At 61.5% G+C, this 18046-nt stretch carries 14 protein-coding genes; 6 read left to right on the top strand and 8 right to left on the bottom strand.

What is annotated here, in order from left to right; translation table 11 throughout:
* Positions 1 to 52: 52 nt before the first annotated feature.
* On the bottom strand, positions 53 to 1861 hold the full coding sequence (locus AC2CGQ_RS16205) for a cation:proton antiporter (RefSeq protein ID WP_004936687.1): 1809 nt from the start codon (positions 1859 to 1861) through the stop codon (positions 53 to 55).
* A gap of 229 nt (positions 1862 to 2090) precedes the next feature.
* Here AC2CGQ_RS16205 and pgi point away from each other — a divergent pair, with 229 nt between their 5' ends.
* Positions 2091 to 3737 (top strand): glucose-6-phosphate isomerase, encoded by a 1647-nt coding sequence (pgi, locus tag AC2CGQ_RS16200; RefSeq protein ID WP_172574990.1) that lies wholly within the window; start codon positions 2091 to 2093, stop codon positions 3735 to 3737.
* Between the two features lie 62 nt (positions 3738 to 3799).
* Here pgi and AC2CGQ_RS16195 read toward each other — a convergent pair whose 3' ends face one another.
* Positions 3800 to 5236 carry a capsule assembly Wzi family protein gene (locus AC2CGQ_RS16195; protein WP_033631963.1) on the bottom strand — a complete coding sequence of 479 codons (1437 nt, stop codon included), beginning with the start codon at positions 5234 to 5236 and terminating at the stop codon, positions 3800 to 3802.
* A 224-nt stretch (positions 5237 to 5460) separates the two neighbouring features.
* Between AC2CGQ_RS16195 and psiE the strand changes: the two genes are divergently transcribed.
* A complete protein-coding gene (gene psiE, locus AC2CGQ_RS16190) occupies positions 5461 to 5868 on the top strand; it encodes a phosphate-starvation-inducible protein PsiE (RefSeq protein WP_015379238.1) in 408 nt (135 codons plus the stop codon).
* 211 nt (positions 5869 to 6079) lie between these two features.
* On the opposite strand, the gene malG is transcribed toward psiE, so the two are convergent.
* From malG to malE, 3 genes are read right to left on the bottom strand one after another with little or no spacing between them, the layout of a single operon-like run.
* A complete protein-coding gene (gene malG / locus AC2CGQ_RS16185) occupies positions 6080 to 6970 on the bottom strand; it encodes a maltose ABC transporter permease MalG (protein WP_015379237.1) in 891 nt (296 codons plus the stop codon).
* Positions 6971 to 6981: 11 nt separating this feature from the next.
* Entirely contained in the window at positions 6982 to 8559 is a 1578-nt protein-coding gene (gene malF / locus AC2CGQ_RS16180) for a maltose ABC transporter permease MalF (protein WP_085337205.1), read from the bottom strand.
* A 57-nt stretch (positions 8560 to 8616) separates the two neighbouring features.
* Positions 8617 to 9810 carry a maltose/maltodextrin ABC transporter substrate-binding protein MalE gene (gene malE / locus AC2CGQ_RS16175; RefSeq protein WP_004936701.1) on the bottom strand — a complete coding sequence of 398 codons (1194 nt, stop codon included), beginning with the start codon at positions 9808 to 9810 and terminating at the stop codon, positions 8617 to 8619.
* A 358-nt stretch (positions 9811 to 10168) separates the two neighbouring features.
* Here malE and AC2CGQ_RS16170 point away from each other — a divergent pair, with 358 nt between their 5' ends.
* The 4 genes from AC2CGQ_RS16170 (at position 10169) to malM (ending at position 14567) form a co-directional block, all read left to right on the top strand.
* Positions 10169 to 11140 carry an alpha-amylase family glycosyl hydrolase gene (locus AC2CGQ_RS16170; RefSeq protein ID WP_015379234.1) on the top strand — a complete coding sequence of 324 codons (972 nt, stop codon included), beginning with the start codon at positions 10169 to 10171 and terminating at the stop codon, positions 11138 to 11140.
* Positions 11133 to 12242 (top strand): maltose/maltodextrin ABC transporter ATP-binding protein MalK, encoded by a 1110-nt coding sequence (malK, locus tag AC2CGQ_RS16165; protein ID WP_004936708.1) that lies wholly within the window; start codon positions 11133 to 11135, stop codon positions 12240 to 12242. The genes AC2CGQ_RS16170 and malK overlap by 8 nt, the downstream gene beginning before the upstream one ends.
* A 32-nt stretch (positions 12243 to 12274) precedes the next feature.
* The gene (locus tag AC2CGQ_RS16160) at positions 12275 to 13564 is read left to right on the top strand and encodes a maltoporin (RefSeq protein ID WP_015379233.1); all 1290 of its coding nucleotides are present in this window, start codon (positions 12275 to 12277) and stop codon (positions 13562 to 13564) included.
* A 97-nt stretch (positions 13565 to 13661) separates the two neighbouring features.
* Positions 13662 to 14567, top strand: a complete 906-nt coding sequence (gene malM, locus AC2CGQ_RS16155) for a maltose operon protein MalM (RefSeq protein ID WP_021505144.1) — start codon at positions 13662 to 13664, stop codon at positions 14565 to 14567.
* Between the two features lie 55 nt (positions 14568 to 14622).
* Here the strand turns inward: malM and AC2CGQ_RS16150 are convergent, their stop codons facing one another.
* The 3 genes from AC2CGQ_RS16150 to AC2CGQ_RS16140 are packed head-to-tail and all read right to left on the bottom strand — an operon-like array spanning position 14623 to position 18037.
* Positions 14623 to 15606 carry a nucleoside hydrolase gene (locus AC2CGQ_RS16150; protein WP_088381960.1) on the bottom strand — a complete coding sequence of 328 codons (984 nt, stop codon included), beginning with the start codon at positions 15604 to 15606 and terminating at the stop codon, positions 14623 to 14625.
* Between the two features lie 22 nt (positions 15607 to 15628).
* Complete coding sequence (locus AC2CGQ_RS16145) at positions 15629 to 16630, bottom strand: LacI family DNA-binding transcriptional regulator (protein WP_015379230.1); 1002 nt, start codon at positions 16628 to 16630, stop codon at positions 15629 to 15631.
* 24 nt (positions 16631 to 16654) lie between these two features.
* A complete protein-coding gene (locus tag AC2CGQ_RS16140; protein ID WP_015379229.1) occupies positions 16655 to 18037 on the bottom strand; it encodes an MFS transporter in 1383 nt (460 codons plus the stop codon).
* Positions 18038 to 18046 lie beyond the last annotated feature (9 nt).

The following is an 18046-nucleotide window of genomic DNA, read 5'->3' as shown; positions in this document are numbered from 1 at the left end:
CGCACCGGGTGCGCAAGTAGGCTGTTAGGAATAGCCGGTTATCGCCATTCTGTCAACGTACAGACGGTGAGGGATTTTCATCTTGCACCAGCGCGATAAGCGTACAGGGCATCGCGGGCGTGGAACCGGCGCCAATCGGTTGCAGAGAACCGTCTTCCTTTTGGCTGAATAGCGGAATAACGCCCTGATGTTTCTCCAAATACTCCAGCCAACCGAAATTTTCGTTCAATTTGGTCGCTTTGATGGTGGCTCCCCTGGCGAGCAGGCTGCTCAGGCGGCCGTAGGTGGCTTCCTGATTAAATAAAATTTCATGCCGGCGGAAACGCGAACTTTCCGCGCTGGCGCCGCGTCCTTTCAACGGCGCCCCCGAACGGATGGCGAACACGTGATCTTCGCCGAAGAGATGGCCGAAGTGGTAGACCGCCAGCGCGTTCTGGTGGCGATTGGGCGACAGCGCCAGCACCTGGGCGATATTGCTCAGATCGAGGTAGTTCTCGGCGTGTTCGGAGTAGGCGTGGCCATAGTAGGCCGGAATGCCGTCCATGCGCGCCTGACGGTAGTATTCCCAGCTGCTGTCGGTGACGATCACCGGCACGTTCAGCTTGATCAGCGCCTGCGCCAGCATGCGCGCCACGCTGTTGGCGCCGACGATCAGCACGCCGCGCGGTTTCTGCTGCTGCACCCGCAGCCAGCGCGCCATCATGCCGCTGGTCAGGCTTTGCAACACCACGGTGCCGATGATGATGGCGAACACCACGGTCACCAGCCGGTCGGCGCCCTGATAGCCACTGCGCTGCAGCGTCAGCGCGAACAGCGAACTGACCGCCGCGGCCACGATGCCGCGCGGGGCGATCCAGCACAGCAGCAGCCGATCGCGCCAGTGCAGGGAAGAGCGCCAGGTCGACACCGCGATGCACAGCGGCCGGGCGATGAACTGCACCGCCAGCAGCAACAGGAGCAGCGGCCAGCCCATGTTCCACAGCGCCTGGATGTCGAGCCGCGCCGCCAGAATGATGAACAGCGCCGAGATCAGGATCGCCGACAGCTCCTCTTTGAACGCCAGAATATCGCTGGTGTCCACGTCGCGCATGTTGGCCAGCCAGATGCCCATCACCGTGACGGTCAGCAGGCCGGATTCGTCGGCGATGGCGTTGGAGACGCCGAAGGCGGTCAGCATAATAGCCAGCACCGCCAGGTTCTGCAGGTAGCGCGGCAGCCAAACGCGGCGCAGCGCCAGGCCGAGCAGGTAGCCGAACAGCGCGCCGGCGATCAGGCCGACGGCGGCGGTCACGCCCAGCGTCCAAAACAGGTGGGTATAGGACTCCGCATTCTGCTTCAGCACGATAAACTCGAACACCAGCAGGGTGAAGATGGCGCCGACCGGATCGATGACGATCCCTTCCCAGCGCAACACCTGGTTAATGTTGGCGTTCGGCCGCACCACGCGCATCAGCGGGGCGATCACCGTCGGCCCGGTCACCACCGTCACCGCGCCGATCAACGCCGCCAGCTCCGGCGGGAAATCCAGCAGCCACCAACTGGCGAGGCTGATGACCAGAAAGGTGACCAGCATGCCGACGGTGACCAGGTTGCGCACCACGCCGCCGAGGCCGCGTATCTCCTCGAAACGCAGCGTCAGCGCCCCCTCGAACAGGATGATCGCCACCGACAGCGACACCAGCGGAAACAGCAGATCGCCGAACAGCAGATCCGGCTGCACCAGATGCACCGTCGGGCCGAGCACGATGCCGAACAGCAGCAGCGGCAAGATGGCCGGCAGGCGCAGCAACCAGGCCAGCCACTGCGCCAGCAGCGACGCCAGGCCGATAAGCACCAACATGAGCGGGGCGGATAATTCCATAAGCGAGATCCCTTTCAAATGACGAAATAAACGACGATGACACAGCCTGATGACAATTCGGCAACCCCGATAACAGGCCGTTAGCCAAAAGTATAGAGTGAAAGCTGAAACGAGGCGGCAATGCGTTGACAGTTAGCGCCTATCGCAAGAAAAGCGATCATAATCACAGTCGAACAGGCTACAATCGGACAAACGCGTCATTTTTATTCTCAAGCCTAAGAGTGTTGCTATGAAAAATATCAATCCTAGTCAAACCGCTGCTTGGCAAGCCCTGCAGCAACATTATGCACAGATGAAAGACGTACGGATCGCTGACCTGTTCGCCGAGGACAGCGATCGTTTCTCCAGGTTCTCCGCGACCTTCAATGACCAAATGTTGGTGGACTATTCCAAGAACCGCATCACGCAGGAAACTCTGGAGAAGCTGCAGGCGCTGGCGAAAGAAACCGATCTGCAAGGCGCCATCAAATCGATGTTCGCCGGTGAGAAGATCAACCGCACCGAAGATCGCGCGGTGCTGCACATTGCCCTGCGCAACCGCAGCAACAGCCCGATTCTGGTCGACGGCAAAGACGTGATGCCGGAAGTGAACGCGGTATTGGCCAAGATCAAACAGTTCTGCGCGCGCGTCATCGGCGGCGAGTGGAAAGGCTACACCGGCAAGCCGATCACCGACGTGGTGAACATCGGCATCGGCGGTTCGGATCTCGGCCCTTACATGGTGACCGAAGCGCTGCACCCTTATAAAAACCACCTGAACATGCACTTCGTCTCCAACGTCGACGGCACCCACATCGCCGAAACGCTGCAGCCGCTGAATCCGGAAACCACGCTGTTCCTGGTGGCCTCCAAAACCTTCACCACTCAGGAAACCATGACCAACGCCCACAGCGCGCGCGACTGGTTCCTGAGCAGCGCCGCCGATCAACAGCACGTGGCCAAGCACTTCGCCGCGCTGTCCACCAACGGCAAAGCGGTAGCCGAGTTCGGCATCGATACCGACAACATGTTCGAATTCTGGGACTGGGTCGGTGGCCGTTACTCCCTGTGGTCGGCGATCGGCCTGTCGATCGCGCTGTCCATCGGTTATGACAACTTCGAGCAGCTGTTGAGCGGCGCGCACGCTATGGACAAGCACTTCGCCGAAACGCCGGCGGAGAAAAACCTGCCGGTTCTGCTGGCGCTGATCGGTATTTGGTACAACAACTTCTTCGGCGCCGAAACCGAAGCCATTCTGCCGTACGATCAGTACATGCACCGTTTTGCCGCTTACTTCCAGCAGGGCAACATGGAATCCAACGGCAAGTACGTCGATCGCAACGGCAACCCGGTGGATTACCAGACCGGCCCGATCATCTGGGGCGAGCCGGGCACCAACGGCCAGCACGCGTTCTACCAGCTGATCCACCAGGGCACCAAGCTGGTGCCGTGCGATTTCATCGCGCCGGCCATCAGCCATAACCCGCTGGGCGATCATCACGCCAAACTGCTGTCCAACTTCTTCGCTCAGACCGAAGCGCTGGCGTTTGGCAAATCGCTGGAAGTGGTGGAAGCCGAGTTCGCGGCGCAGGGCAAAACCCCTGAGCAGGTCAAGCACGTGGCGCCGTTCAAGGTGTTTGAAGGCAACCGGCCGACCAACTCGATCCTGCTGCGTGAAATCACCCCGTTCAGCCTGGGCAGCCTGATCGCGCTGTACGAGCACAAGATCTTCACCCAGGGCGCGATCCTGAACATCTTCACCTTCGATCAGTGGGGCGTGGAGCTGGGCAAACAGCTGGCTAACCGCATCCTGCCGGAGCTGGCGGGCAGCGAGAAAATCAGCAGTCACGACAGCTCGACCAATGCGCTGATCAACCGCTTCAAGGAATGGCGCTAAGCGTCTGAGCTGAAGCCAATAAAAAAACCCGCCGCGGCGGGTTTTTTTACGTCTGCAAAAAATTACAGGTTGATCGGCACTTCGAAGCTGACGCCAGCGCCCACGTCGTCGGCGGTGCTGTGATCGTTGTCGGTGTACCACAGGCTGGTATCGAACTTAACCTGGGACGGGAAGGTGTAACCCCAACCGACCTGGACGCCCTTCAGCGTATCGGATTTCGGGAACGCCTGGTTGATGCTTTGGCTCAGCGGGTTCACCTTGGCGTATACCAGACGGGTGCTCCAGCGCTGACTGTCGTCCAGCACCAGCTCGACGCGGCCGGACAGCATCTGGCCGTCGCCGCCCATCGCGTGACCCAGCGGGTAGCCCTGCTGATAGTAGCCGCCTTTGTAGATGTAGTGGTTGTACACGTAGTTTTTACGGCTCATATCCGAACGGGTATCGGAACCTTCAATATACCAGTTGATGGTGGTCGGGCCCCATTCCGGGTGACCTTCCAGACCGAGCAGATAGGTGTTTTTCGACGGCAACATGCCGGCTTCATCTTCGCCGACCAACTGGCCATAGAGGCTGACCGGCAGGCCGATCAGCGGCTGCATTTTCAGCTTGAAGTCGAAACCGGCGAGCTGGTTGCCCGGATCGTTGCCCTGACCTGAGTCATCGTTATCGTTACCGCTAAAGGCATCCCAGAATGAACTCCATGACTGCGGACGGCCTTTCCCCCCCCACTGCATGATGCGCGATGCGCCCAGCTCGACGAAGTCGGTAGGCATCATGGTGAAACGGCCGCCGATCAGTTTGGTGTGCGGTACAGAACTGTACTGCGACAGCTGGCCGGCGGACAGCTGGTATTGCCAGCGGCCGATCCACGACAGCCACGGGGTTTCAAACGGCGATTGGTCGGCGCGCTGCAGCATAAAGCCGGCGACCGGGCGCGCGGCGTCGGAGCGGATCAGGCTGCCGTCGTAACCCGGGCCCCACCACTGGGAAACCTCGCCGAAGGAGAGCCATTGGTTCCAGATCTTCACCGCGCCGTAGGAGCCGTTCATGTTGAATTTGGAACCGTCGCTGACACGCTGATCGCCTTCCACCGAGCCCTGCAGACGCACGTCCCAGAACTCGCCGTTGGCGCCGGCGCCGATGGTCAGGCGATCGTCGGCGTACTCGTTTTGGCCGAAGCCCTGCGGGGTGCCGGGTTTATCGGTCGAGGCGTAACCGCTGACGCGGATGTTGGCTTTCAGGGCGTCAACGCGGCGTTGCACGCGGTCGATGACGTTTTTCTCGGTGTTGGTCACCGGTTTGGCCTGCGCGATAACGGAACTGATCTCTTCCTGACTCAGCGGCCAGGTGGACAGGCTGACGTTGATGACGCCGCGGTCAGACAACCAGGCGAGATCGTTACGCAGATCGTTGTCAGGGGCTACCAGGCCGGCGGCGTGGCCGGACAATGCACAGGTAAACAGGCCTGCAGCGACCAGTCCGTTAAGTTTAGCGCGCATAAAGAATTCCCTTGTTAATTCGAGGTTATTGGTTTTATGTAAAGATCTCTGTGACCCATGATAGTTGACATTTCGATTTGCTACAAATCTATAAGCCAGAAACATCTTATTATAACGTGATGAATTAAATGGGGTTTAAAGTGCTTTCGCGAAGGGCGGAATTTTTAGGACAATGCCTATATTGGCACGGTTGAATCATATAAGCGGTATTCAGGAGAGGTTTTATGGCAAAAACGTCGCGTTCGATCATGATAGCGAAGGGGCTGCAGCGGGTGCTGAACGTGGGCTTGTTGCTGCTGGCGGCAATTCTGGTGGTGTTTCTGGTCAAGGAGACCATCCATCTGGCGAAGGTGTTATTTATTAACAGCGAAGAGTCGTCCTCTTACCTGTTGATTGAAGGCATCGTGATTTATTTTCTGTACTTTGAATTTATCGCCTTGATCGTCAAGTATTTTGAGTCGGGTTATCATTTCCCGCTGCGCTATTTTATTTATATCGGCATTACCGCGATTATTCGTTTGATTATCGTGGATCACAAAAATCCCATCGACACCCTGATCTACGCCGCGGCGATATTGGTGCTGGTGGTGACGCTCTATCTGGCCAACACCGACCGGCTGAAACGGGAGTAGCTGAGATAAAAATGGCGGCCAAAGGCCGCCAAAGACACAGGATATAATTACCCGTCATCTTTCAAGCGACAGCGTTGTTGACTGCACTCGCTAACCCCAGTTACTTACTGAAGTAAGCGCCTGGGCTTAGCGAGCTGGTCGCCTAGCTGTAACTTGAAATCCATAGGGTAAAAGATAAGGAAAAACATCAAACGCACTGCAGTGGCACAAATTACCCCTTCACGCCGCCGGCCGTCAGGCCGCCCACCAGCCAGCGCTGCGCCAGCAGGAACACGGCGGTAATCGGTATCGCCGACAGCACCGCAGCAGCGGCGAAGTCGCCCCACAGGTAGTTCTGCGGGTTGAGATATTGCTGCATCCCCACCGCCAGCGTGTAGCTGTTCACATCGCGCAGCAGCAGCGACGCCACCGGCACCTCGGTGATGGCGGCAATAAACGACAGAATGAACACCACCGCCAGAATTGGCACCGACAGCGGCAACAGCACCAGACGGAACGCCTGCCACGGCGTGGCGCCATCCAGCGCCGCCGCTTCTTCCAGCGAATTGTCGATGGTTTCGAAATAGCCTTTGATAGTCCAGACGTGCAGCGCAATGCCGCCCATGTAGGCGAAAATCACGCCGCCGTGGGTGTTCAGGCCGATAAACGGAATGTACTGGCCCAGGCGGTCGAACAGGGCGTACAGCGCCACCAGCGACAGCACCGCCGGGAACATCTGGAAGATCAGCATGCTTTTCAACAGCGTGCTCTTGCCGCGAAAACGCATGCGGGCGAAGGCGTAGGCGCAGGTGGTGGACAGCGTCACGATACCGATGGCGGTGATCGCCGCGATTTTGACTGAGTTCCACAGCCACAGCAGCACCGGGAACGGCGGCGGCGTCACGCTGCCGTCGGCGTGGGTGACGCTGAAGCCGAGCGCCAGCCGCCAGTGATCCCAAGAGAGGGTTTCCGGTATCAGGCTGCCGGTGGCGAAGTTGCCGGCGCGCAGCGAGATGGCGACCACCATCAGCAGCGGAAACATGATCAGGGCGATAAAGCACAGCATCAAGATATGGGTGATCCACAGGCGCAAGCGCTGGGATTTGGGTTGAACCATGGCCATCGTTATTCTCCCTAATCGAAGTTCATCTTGCTGGCTTTCAAATTCAGGATCGCCAGCGCGCCCACCAGCAGGAAGATCAGCGTGGCGATGGCGGCCGCCAGGCCGAAGTCTTGCCCGCCGCCGCCTTCGAAGGCGATGCGGTAGGTGTAGCTGACCAGCAGATCGGTATAGCCGGCCGGCGTGGTGGTGCCGATCATGTCCGGGCCGCCGTTGGTCAGCAGCTGGATCAGCACGAAGTTGTTAAAGTTGAAGGCGAAGCTGGCGATCATCAGCGGCGTCAGCGGCTTGATCAGCAGCGGGAAGGTGATGCGGAAGAAGTTTTGCCACGGGTTGGCGCCGTCCATCGCCGAGGCCTCGTACAGATCGTCCGGGATCGCCTTCAGCAGCCCCATGCACAGGATCATCATGTACGGGTAGCCGAGCCAGGTGTTGACGATCAGGATCATGCTCTTGGCGGTGAGCGGATCGCTGAACCAGGCCGGTTTGATGCCGAACAGGTGGCTGAGCATCATGTTGATCTCGCCGAAGCTCTGGTTGAACAAGCCTTTGAAGATCAGGATCGAGATGAACGACGGTACCGCATAGGGCAGGATCAGCAGCACGCGGTAGATAGCCTTGCCTTTCAGCGCCTCCCACTGCACCACGCAGGCCAGCACCATGCCGACCGCCACGGTGAGGATCACCGTCATCACCGAGAACACGATGGTCCAGATGAAGATCGATACGAACGGTTTCTTGATGCCTTCGTCCTGCAGCACCCGCAGGAAGTTTTTCCAGCCGGTGGTGACGGTATAGCCGGGGCTCAGGGTTTCCTGCGCCCAGCCGCCGTCGGCGTTGATCGCCTGATAGAAGCCGATGTCGCCGTTCGGCCGGTAGCGCACCTGAGTCTGGTTATTGGTCAGCGTGCTGCCGTCTTGGTCCAACGCATACAGCGGGCGGGTGCCGGAGAACTGGCGCAGGGAGCTCATGCGCAATTCACCGCCGTCGGGCAGTTGCGCCACCAGCTGGCTCAGCGCTTGCCGGTTCTGGGTGATCACCCGCAGCGTGGCGCGTTCGCCCTGCGGCGCGGCGCTCTGCGTGGTCAATGTCAGGGTTTGCGGCGCAGCGGCGTCGAGGTGGAAAGGCTCGGAAATCAACGGCTGTTCACTGTCCGGCGAGGTTAATTGCAGGCGCCATTGCTGATTTTCCGCCGGGTAGAGGCCGAAGGTGAAGGTTTTGCCGCTCTGGAACTGGCGTTGCATCAGCACCGATTGCGCGCGCTCAAAGGTCAGCTGGTTGGTGCTGCTGTAGTTGGTAAAGGCGATGGCGATGGTGCAGATCAGCGGGAACAGGACGAACAATCCCATGCCGGCGACGCCGGGATACACATAGCGCCAGGCGTAGGCGCGGCGGTTGGCGAAGACGTAAAGTCCGGCGCTGACCAGGATCAGCGTCAGGATGGCGAACAGGTATTCACCCTGTGCATACATCAACACAATCAGGTAGCAGGTCACCAGGCTGAACAGGCCGACCAACAGCCATTTCAGCGCGTCGCTTTGCCACCACTTCGATTTTTTACGCGCAGGCGTCCCGGCGTGAGCGAATTGCATAGGGCGTTCCTTTCTGTGAAGCAATGGCGGGGCGCCACGGCACCCCGCACGACGTCGTTACTTGGTGATGCGGGTCTGCACGTCGTCCAGCGCGGCTTTCACCGTCTGACGGCCGCTGACGGCGTTGATCACTGCACTGCGTTCGGCGTACCAGAAGGCGCTCATCTGCGGGATGTTCGGCATAATCTCCCCGTTTTGCGAGTTCTGCATGGTGGCGGCGATCTTCGGATCTTTGGCCAGCGTTTCCTGGTAGGACTTCAGCGCCACCGCGCCCAGCGGTTTATCTTTGTTGACGTCCGCCAGCCCTTCGTTGGTCAGCAGGTAGTTTTCGAGGAACTCGGTCGCCAGCTCCTTATTCGGGCTGGCGGCGTTGATGCCGGCGGTCAGCACGCCGACGAACGGTTTGGACGGTTTGCCTTTGAAGGTCGGCAGCAGCGTCACGCCGTAGTTGATTTTGCTCTGCTCGATGTTGTTCCAGGCCCACGGGCCGTTGATGGTCATCGCGGTCTGGCCTTTGTTGAACGCGGCCTCGGCGATCGAGTAATCGGTATCGGCGTTGATGTGCTTGTTTTTCACCAGATCGACGATGAACTGCAGGCCGGCCTGCGAACCGGCGTTGGCGACGCCGACATCCTTGATGTTGTATTTGCCGTTCTCATACTTGAAGGCATAACCGCCGTCGGCGGCGATGATAGGCCAGGTGAAGTAGGGTTCCTGCAGGTTCCACATGATGGCGCTCTTGCCGGCGGCGCGCAGCTGTTTGTCCAGCGCCGGGATCTCTTCCCAGGTCTTCGGCGGCTGTTTGACCAAGTCCTTGTTGTAAATCAGCGACAGCGCTTCGACGGCGATCGGGTAGCCGATCAGCTTGCCGTCATAGCGCACGGCGTCCCAGGTGAACGGGAACAGCTTGTCCTGGAAGGCTTTGGACGGGTGGATTTCGGCCAACAGGCCGGACTGCGCATAGCCGCCGAAGCGGTCGTGGGCCCAGAAAATGATGTCAGGACCGTCGCCGGTGGCGGCCACCTGCGGGTATTTTTCTTCCAGTTTGTCCGGGTGCTCGACGGTGACCTTGATGCCGGTGTCTTTTTCGAATTTCTTGCCGACTTCCGCCAGGCCGTTATAGCCCTTGTCGCCGTTGATCCAGATAACCAGTTTGCCTTCCTCAATCTTGGCGAAGGCGGAAGAAGAGAGCACCAGGGTGGCCAGTGCCGAGAGCGCCAGCGTGCGGGCGAGGGTAATGCTGCGAGTCATAATCCAGTCCTTCTTTTTGTGGGCACATAAATCAAGGAGAGACGTTTCGCGGTAATAGTGGGTCACAACGCGACATATTCTCATCCTCCCCCCCTCTACGCCCCTGAGATGAGGAGTGTGATCCAGTTAACGTTGTGCTCTATTCTGTGGCGTCAGGCACACAATAGGGGGGCGATTTTTGCCAGCCGGATCACAGATTTGCCTTAAGCGCGGAACTTCTCATCGCCGCGGTCGTTCTCTCATCCTCCCGCCTCCTCCCCCATGAAAAATCCTGTTACGGATGATTACCCTTTCCGGTGACTCCCGCACTATCGGCACATCGATTTTTAACGCCACGCGCAGCAGGGATACCGGATTTATGTCGTCAATGCCTATCGCCACTCAGCCCACCCTGTACCGGATCCATCCGGCCAGTTTCCGTGACGGAAACGGGGACGGCGTGGGCGACGCGCACGGCATGCTGGCGGCGCTGCCGTACCTGAAAGCGCTGTCGATCGACGGCCTGCTGCTGCCGCAGACGCTGGCGCCGGAGGCCGAGGCGACGGTGACGGGCGAAGGGCTGACGCTGTGGTACGGCGATGAAGCCAACCGCGTTCGCAATGCCGTCGCGCCGCAGCGGTTCGCCCACGGCGCGCTGGCGCTGGACGTGATGCCGTTCAGCGCGGAGAAGCTGGCGGCGGTGTTGCACGCCCGCCGCGCCACGTTGGCGGACAGCCTGTGGAGCACCGGGGACGCCGAGCAGCCAAGAGTGGTCAGCCGCTGGGGGCAAGGCGATCTGCGTTCCGCCGCCGCCTTTTTGACGCTGTTGGCGATGTTGCCGGCGCCGATCTGCCTGTATCAGGGCGAAGAGCTGGGGCTGCCGCATGCCGCCGGCCTGCAGGATCCGCGCGGCGCGCAAACGCCGATGCCGTGGCATGAAGCCCCCGAACAGGTCACCGCCGGGGAGATCAGCTGGTATCAGCAGGTGGCGATCGAACACCGCGCATTGGCCATCAGCCGCCAACAGCACGACAGCCACTCCACCTTACGTTACTGCCAGGCGCTGTTGGCTCTGCGCCGTTCGCCGCTCATCCAGCGCGGCGAGCTGAACGCGGTCAGCCAGCGGGACGGCGTGGTGCGCTTACTTATTACCCATCAGGATCAATGCCTTGAAGCGCTGATAAACCTGCAGCCTTATACTCAGGCGGCCGCGCCGTCTGAGGCGACCTTGCCGTTGGCATGGCAGCACGGCGCGCAGCAAGAGGGTCATCAATGGGTTTTGGCGGGCTTTGCCTCCGCCATTTTCACACGACATGTTAACTGCGAAAGCAGGGGAGTAACGCATGGCTAGCGTGACACTGCGCAGCGTTTATAAGGCCTTCGGTGAGGCCGTGATTTCCAAAGACGTCAATCTGACCATCGAAGACGGCGAGTTTGTGGTGTTCGTCGGGCCGTCGGGCTGCGGCAAATCGACGCTGCTGCGCATGATCGCCGGGCTGGAGGACATCACCTCCGGCGACCTGCTGATCGGCGAGAAACGGATGAATGAGGTGCCGCCTTCCGAGCGCGGCATCGGCATGGTGTTCCAGTCCTACGCGCTGTATCCGCACCTGTCGGTGGCGGACAACATGTCGTTTGGCCTGAAGCTGGCCGGCGCCAGGAAAGCGGAAATCAATCAACGGGTGAACCAGGTCTCCGAGGTGCTGCAGCTGGCGCACCTGCTCGATCGGCGGCCGAAGGCGCTGTCCGGCGGTCAACGTCAGCGCGTGGCGATCGGCCGCACGCTGGTGGCCGAGCCGGACGTGTTTCTGCTCGACGAACCGCTGTCCAACCTCGATGCCGCGCTGCGGGTGCAGATGCGCATCGAGATCTCCCGTCTGCACAAGCGCCTGCAGCGCACCATGATTTACGTCACTCACGATCAGGTCGAAGCGATGACGCTGGCCGACAAGATCGTGGTGCTCGACGCCGGTCGCGTGGCGCAGGTCGGCAAGCCGCTGGAACTGTACCACTACCCGGCCAACCGCTTCGTCGCCGGGTTTATCGGCTCGCCGAAGATGAACTTCCTGCCGGTCAAGGTGACCGCTGCGCAGCCGCAACAGGTGCAGGTCGAACTGCCCAACCGTCAACTGGTCTGGCTGCCGGTGGAAGGCGCGGGCGTTCAGCCCGGCGCCAACCTGTCACTGGGCATTCGCCCCGAACATTTGCTGCCCGGCGAAGCCTCTGAAGTGCGGCTTACCGGCGACGTACAGGTGGTGGAGCAGCTCGGCAACGAGACGCAAATCCACATCCAAATCCCGGCCATCCGTCAAAACCTGGTGTACCGCCAGAACGACGTGGTGCTGGTAGAAGAAGGTGCCACATTCGCCATCGGCCTGCCGCCTCATCGTTGCCACCTGTTCCGTGAAGACGGTACGGCATGTAAACGGCTGCACCAGGAGCCGGGCGTTTAAAGCATCAAAGTCGGTATAACAGGAGAATAATGATGACTACTCTGCGCAAACTTCCTCTGGCACTGGCTGTCGCCGCCGGTGTTCTCTCTACTCAGGCGCTGGCCGTGGATTTTCACGGTTACGCCCGTTCCGGCATCGGCTGGACCGGCAGCGGCGGTGAGCAACAGTGCTTCAAGGCCACCGGCGCCGCGAGCAAATACCGTCTCGGCAACGAATGTGAAACCTACGCCGAACTGAAACTGGGGCAGGAAGTGTGGAAAGAAGGCGACAAGAGCTTCTATTTCGACACCAACCTGGCCTATTCGGTCTCGCAACGTTCCGACTGGGAAGACGTGACGCCGGGCTTCCGCGAAGTCAACGTGCAGGGTAAAAACCTGATCGACTGGCTGCCGGGCTCCACGCTGTGGGCCGGTAAGCGTTTCTATCAGCGTCATGACGTTCACATGATCGACTTCTACTACTGGGATATCTCCGGCCCGGGCGCCGGTCTGGAAAACATCGATCTGGGCTTCGGCAAGCTGTCCGCCGCCGTGACCCGCAACTCCGAATCCGGCGGCTCTTACGGCTATCTGGATAACGAATGGAAACAGCGTCCGACCGTCAACGATACCTTCGACCTGCGTCTGGCCGGCCTGGAGCTGAACCCGGGCGGCACCCTGGAGCTGGGCGTGGACTACGGCCGCGCCAATGCGCAGGATAACTACCGCCTGGCGGACGGCGCCAGCAAAGACGGCTGGATGTTCACCGCGGAACACACGCAGAGCATCCTGAACGGTTACAACAAGTTCGTGCTGCAGTACGCCACCGACTCGATGACCTCGCAGAACAACGGCCGCAACGAAGGCGCCACCATCGATAACAACGGCAAGATGATCCGCGTGCTGGATCACGGCGCCATCGACTTCAACGATCAATGGGCGCTGATGTACGTCGCCATGTTCCAGGACATCGACCGCGACAACAACAACGGCACCACCTGGTACACCGTGGGCGTACGCCCGATGTACAAATGGACGCCGATCATGAGCACCTTGCTGGAAGCCGGCTATGACAACGTCAAATCCCAGCGCACCGGCGATCGCAACGGCCAGTATAAAGTGACCCTGGCGCAGCAATGGCAGGCGGGCAACAGCATCTGGTCGCGTCCGGCCATCCGCCTGTTCGCCACCTACGCCAAGTGGGATGAGAAGTGGGGCTACGCCACCGGCGATGATACCGGGTATAACGCCGGCACCGCTTACAACGACACCAGCATGCATACCTTCAGCCGCGGCAAGGATGACGAAGTCACCTTCGGCGCCCAGATGGAAATTTGGTGGTAACGACAGGACGGGGAGGGCCGCAGGCTCTCCCCCAATCGCATTCGCCGCGGCCGGATCTCTTGCCTGAACCATCGCGGCGCTGAAAGAGGATATAACGATGAAAAAGAATCTGCTGTCACTCTGCCTGTCGCTGGCGCTGACCGTCGGCGCGCCTTTGGCGGCCAATGCCGATACGCCGGCCAACGTTTCCGTCGCGCCGGCCATCAGCGCCGCCACGCTGCAAAGCCTGCCGTGGCAGCCGTTGCAGCCGCCGGTGTCGCAAGAGGTGAAGCTCGACGCCGTCAGCCCGCAGCTCAATCAGGGCGAGATCCAGGGGGCGATCGCCGCCTATACGTTGCCGGCCGATCGCGGTTCGCTGGAAGTGACGCTGAGCAGCCTCGCCAAAAACAATTCGCTGTACGCGCCGAGCGTGCTGGTGCTGGACGAGCATCTGCGCCCGGCGGCGTATTACCCGAGCAGCTATTTCCCTTACCAGCCGCCGGGGGCGATGTCCTCCGATCGTCTCGAAGGCACGCTGAAGCTGACGCCGGCGCTCGGTCAAAAACAGATTTACCTGCTGGTGTACACCACTCGCCAGGATTTGGTGAAAACTACGCAGCTGACCAACCCGGCCAAGGCCTATGCGCAGGGGGTGGGCAACGCGGTGCCGGATATCCCGGATCCGATCGCCGGCCACGCGACGACCGGCACGCTGAAGCTTAAGGTCACCGCTGAACAGGGCACCGGCAACGTGATGATCGGCATGCTGCAGCCTGCGCCGACCGTGGCGCCGGTGGTGGTGGGGTCGAGCACCCCGGCCGCGGCGGCGGCACCGATGCCGACGCCGGAGAAACCGGCGGAGCCGATGCTCAACGATACCGAAAGCTACTTTAATAACGGCATCAAGCAGGCGGTGAAGGCGGGCGATATCGATAAGGCGCTGAAGCTGATGAATGAGGCCGAGAAGTTGGGCTCTACCACTGCGCGTAAAACGTTTATCAGCAGCGTTAAAGGCAAGGGGTAACACCCGGCGCTGCCGATGCTGGCTCGATGATTGGTGCGCCTTGGCGCACCTTTTTTCATCCGCGCGCCAGCGTTGCGCCGATCAACGCCAGCAGACGGGCGTTGTCCACCTGCTGCATGATGCGCACCGGCTTGCCCTGCGGCGGCGGCATACCGACCGTCAGGCGCAGGCCGCCCGGCCGCCAACGGCGTGAGCTGCCGCGCGTCAACGCCCCTTCCAGCGCCACATCCACATGGAACATTTCGGTCGTGACCAACTGCGGTTCCAGCAGCCAGGCGATCACCAGCGCATCATGGATCCAGCAGCCCGGCAGGCGCCGCGTATGGCGCGAATAGTCGATCCACGGCTGCGTGGTGGCGCGCAAATAACGGCATAGCGGGGTATCCGGCTGGGTCAGCGCGGCCAGATCCGCCTGGGTCAGCATGGTCTGGGTGGTGACGTCCAGCGGCGCCAGCGTGATATTGGCACCGCTGTTCAACACCAGCCGCGCCGCTTCCGGATCCAAACCAAAATTGGTGTCCTTGATGTATCCTTCGACGTTGAACACGCCGCCCATGATCACGATCTCTTTCACCGCCTGCGCCATCTGCGGGTAAAGCTGCATGGCGTGCGCAACGTTGGTCAGCGGGCCGATCGCCGCCAGCGTGATCTCGCCGGGATGCCGGCAGATCAGTTCGCCGATGGCGATGGCGGCGTCCGGTGCGGGCGCGTTGGCCAGCGAGGGGGCGGGCAAGTCGCGCCACAGCGCCGCCAGCTGCGGATCGGCGATCGGGCGGTCCAGATGGGCGCGCCACGGCTCCGGCGGCTCGCTCAGGGCGCGCGCCGCGCCGAGGGCGACCGGTACCCGGTAGCCGCTCTGCGCCAGCAGATCGGAGGCGACGGCGAAGCCCACTTCACGCGGGGTATTGCCGGCCACGATGCTGATCAGCTCCAGTTGCAGCTGCGGTTTGGCCGCCAGCGCCAGAGCCAGCGCCAGACCGTCATCGACGTTGGCGCCGGGAACGCCGTTGCCGGGATCGCAATCAATGATTAAACGCATAGTAAGGTGTCCTGAAAAACCGCTAGCAGCCGCACGAGTGGCGGATGCGCAGTTGAAAAGCGAATTCATGCAGCTCGGCGGGCGCGGCGCCGGCGGCCAGCATGGCGATGGCCCGCTTGGCCATGGCGTCGATCGGCTGCTCGACCGCGCTGAGCGGCGGCACGCTGAATTCGGATTGCTGCGTGCCGTTAAAACAGATCAGCGCCAGATCGCCCGGCGCGCGCAGCCCATGTTCCGCCAGCGCCGACAGGCAGCCGAGCGCCTGCTGCTCGTTAGAGGTGAAAACGGCGCGCGGGCGCGGGCCTTGCACCAGGCGCTGGGTGGCCTGGTAACCGCCCTGGCGGGTGTAGGGCACCTCGAAAATCCATTCGTCGCGCGGCGCGATGCCCGCTTCCAGCAGCGCATCGCGCCAGCCGTTCAGGCGATCCTGTGCGTTGAGCATGGTCAGCGGGCCGATAAAAATGCCGATATCGCGATAGCCGTGCTGCAGCAGATGGCGGGTCGCCTGGCAGGCGGCGTCGCGCTCGTCGACGCGAATGGCGCAGACGCCGGCCTGGCTGTCGATGGTATCTATCATCACGCAGGGCGTGCCGGAGGCGCGGATCAGATCGAACCACGGATGGCGATCGACGCTGGTGTACAGCAGGCCGTCGACCTGGCGGCGCAGCAGGTTGTTGATCAGCTCATATTCGCGCTGCCGGTCGTCGCCGGCGTCGCCCAGCAGCAGCACGCGGCCGCGGCTGAAGGCCTCCTGCTGCAGCGCCCGCGCCAGCGTGGCGAAGAACGGGTTGGAAATATCCGGCACCACCAGCCCGTAGGTTTGCGTGCTGCCGGAGGCCAGCGCTCGCGCGATGTCGTTCGGCCGGTAGCCGGTCTGCTCGATCGCCGCCAGCACGCGTAGCCGGGTGGCTTCCGCCACCGGGCGCGGACCGTTGTTGATCACATAGCTGACCACGGCGACGGAGGTGCCCGCTATGCGAGCCACGTCGGCGCGGGTAACGCGGCGCGCGGAGTGATTATCCAAATTGAGGTCCTGTTCGCCTTCCCGCTACGCGGCATCCTGCGGCAGGTTGAGATCGCGGCCGCGGGTTTCGGGAGCAAAGAAGGTGGTGATTAAGCCGATGGCCGCCATTACAACAAAATAGCAGGCGACAGGCCACCAGTGACCGAAACCGGACAGCAGCGCGGTGGCGATCAGCGGCGCGGTGCCGCCGGAGAGGATCGACCCGAGCTCCTTGGCGAACGCCATTTTGGAGTAGCGGTTCTTCACGCCGAACAGTTCGACGCCGTAGGCCGCCTGCACGCCGAAGATCCCCAGCGATGCGATGCACATGCCGACCACGATCACCGAGATGACGATCGCCGGCTCACGGCTGTCGAGCAACCAGAACGCCGGGAAAGCGTACAGCACCAGCAGCAGGCAGAACCACCGGTAGGTGATGCGGCGGCCGAAACGATCGGAGAGCCAGCCGGCCAGCGGGATCACCAGAAAACCGCACAGTGAGGCGATCAGCACCGCCAGCGCCGGCACCGATTTATCGACCATCAGCACCTTGGCGACGTAGCCGACGATAAAGCCCTGGCACAGGTAGGAGGGGCCGTTTTCGCCGATGCGCAGGCCGAGCATCACCCAGAACGCCTTGGTGCGCTGCAGGTAGCTGCGCGTATCCGGCGCGGCCTGGGCGGCGTCCAGCATGCGCTGGTGGTTTTGCTGCAGCTCGCGTTCGAACACCGGCGTTTCCCGCACGTGGCGGCGCAGATACAGCGCCACCCCGGCTATCAGGATGCTGGCGAGGAACGGAATGCGCCAGCCCCAGCTCATCAGGTCTTCCTTGTCGAGCTGCAATACCAGCAGCCACACCAGCGACGCCAGCAGGGTGCCACTGTTGGAGCCTATGGCGATGATAGACGCCACCAGCCCGCGCCGCTTGGCCGGCGCGTATTCCGCCAGCATCACCGCCCCGCCGGACAGCTCCGCACCGGCGCCGAACCCCTGCGCGAAGCGCAGGATCACCAGGCAGGCGGGCGCCCAGACGCCGATTTGCGCATAGGGCGGGATCAGGCCGATCAATGTGGTGGAGAGGCCCATCAGCGCCACGGTGGTGATCAGCACCACGCGGCGGCCTTTGCGATCGCCGATCCAGCCGAACACCAGCGCGCCGATCGGCCGCGCGACGAAGCCGACGGAGTAGGTGGCGAAGCTGGCCAGCAACGCCACCAGCGGCGTGGCTTCGGGGAAGAACACGTCGCCGAACACCATGCCGGCCGCCAGGCCGTACAGCGCGAAGTCGACGTATTCCATGGCGGTGCCGAGCCAGCAGGAGAAGGTGGCGCGCCAAAATTGGCTGCGCCCCTCTTTGGTTGCCAGGCGTTCATCGGCCGCCAGCGCGGCGTCGGCGGTCTGTGAAGGGGCAAGCGTTGTTTCGCTCATGGCAGTGCT

The organism is Serratia sp. DFXYC6 (genome assembly GCF_057196085.1).
Note: the sequence above shows the minus strand (reverse complement) of the source record. Positions and strands in the feature narration are given on the sequence as shown.

Bases quoted from the DNA above. Each gene is read 5' to 3' on its own strand.
- AC2CGQ_RS16205 (WP_004936687.1), bottom strand. From the start codon at position 1,861: ATGGAATTATCCGCCCCGCTCATGTTGGTGCTTATCGGCCTGGCGTCG.
- pgi (WP_172574990.1), top strand. From the start codon at position 2,091: ATGAAAAATATCAATCCTAGTCAAACCGCTGCTTGGCAAGCCCTGCAG.
- AC2CGQ_RS16195 (WP_033631963.1), bottom strand. From the start codon at position 5,236: ATGCGCGCTAAACTTAACGGACTGGTCGCTGCAGGCCTGTTTACCTGT.
- psiE (WP_015379238.1), top strand. From the start codon at position 5,461: ATGGCAAAAACGTCGCGTTCGATCATGATAGCGAAGGGGCTGCAGCGG.
- malG (WP_015379237.1), bottom strand. From the start codon at position 6,970: ATGGCCATGGTTCAACCCAAATCCCAGCGCTTGCGCCTGTGGATCACC.
- malF (WP_085337205.1), bottom strand. From the start codon at position 8,559: ATGCAATTCGCTCACGCCGGGACGCCTGCGCGTAAAAAATCGAAGTGG.
- malE (WP_004936701.1), bottom strand. From the start codon at position 9,810: ATGACTCGCAGCATTACCCTCGCCCGCACGCTGGCGCTCTCGGCACTG.
- AC2CGQ_RS16170 (WP_015379234.1), top strand. From the start codon at position 10,169: ATGTCGTCAATGCCTATCGCCACTCAGCCCACCCTGTACCGGATCCAT.
- malK (WP_004936708.1), top strand. From the start codon at position 11,133: ATGGCTAGCGTGACACTGCGCAGCGTTTATAAGGCCTTCGGTGAGGCC.
- AC2CGQ_RS16160 (WP_015379233.1), top strand. From the start codon at position 12,275: ATGACTACTCTGCGCAAACTTCCTCTGGCACTGGCTGTCGCCGCCGGT.
- malM (WP_021505144.1), top strand. From the start codon at position 13,662: ATGAAAAAGAATCTGCTGTCACTCTGCCTGTCGCTGGCGCTGACCGTC.
- AC2CGQ_RS16150 (WP_088381960.1), bottom strand. From the start codon at position 15,606: ATGCGTTTAATCATTGATTGCGATCCCGGCAACGGCGTTCCCGGCGCC.
- AC2CGQ_RS16140 (WP_015379229.1), bottom strand. From the start codon at position 18,037: ATGAGCGAAACAACGCTTGCCCCTTCACAGACCGCCGACGCCGCGCTG.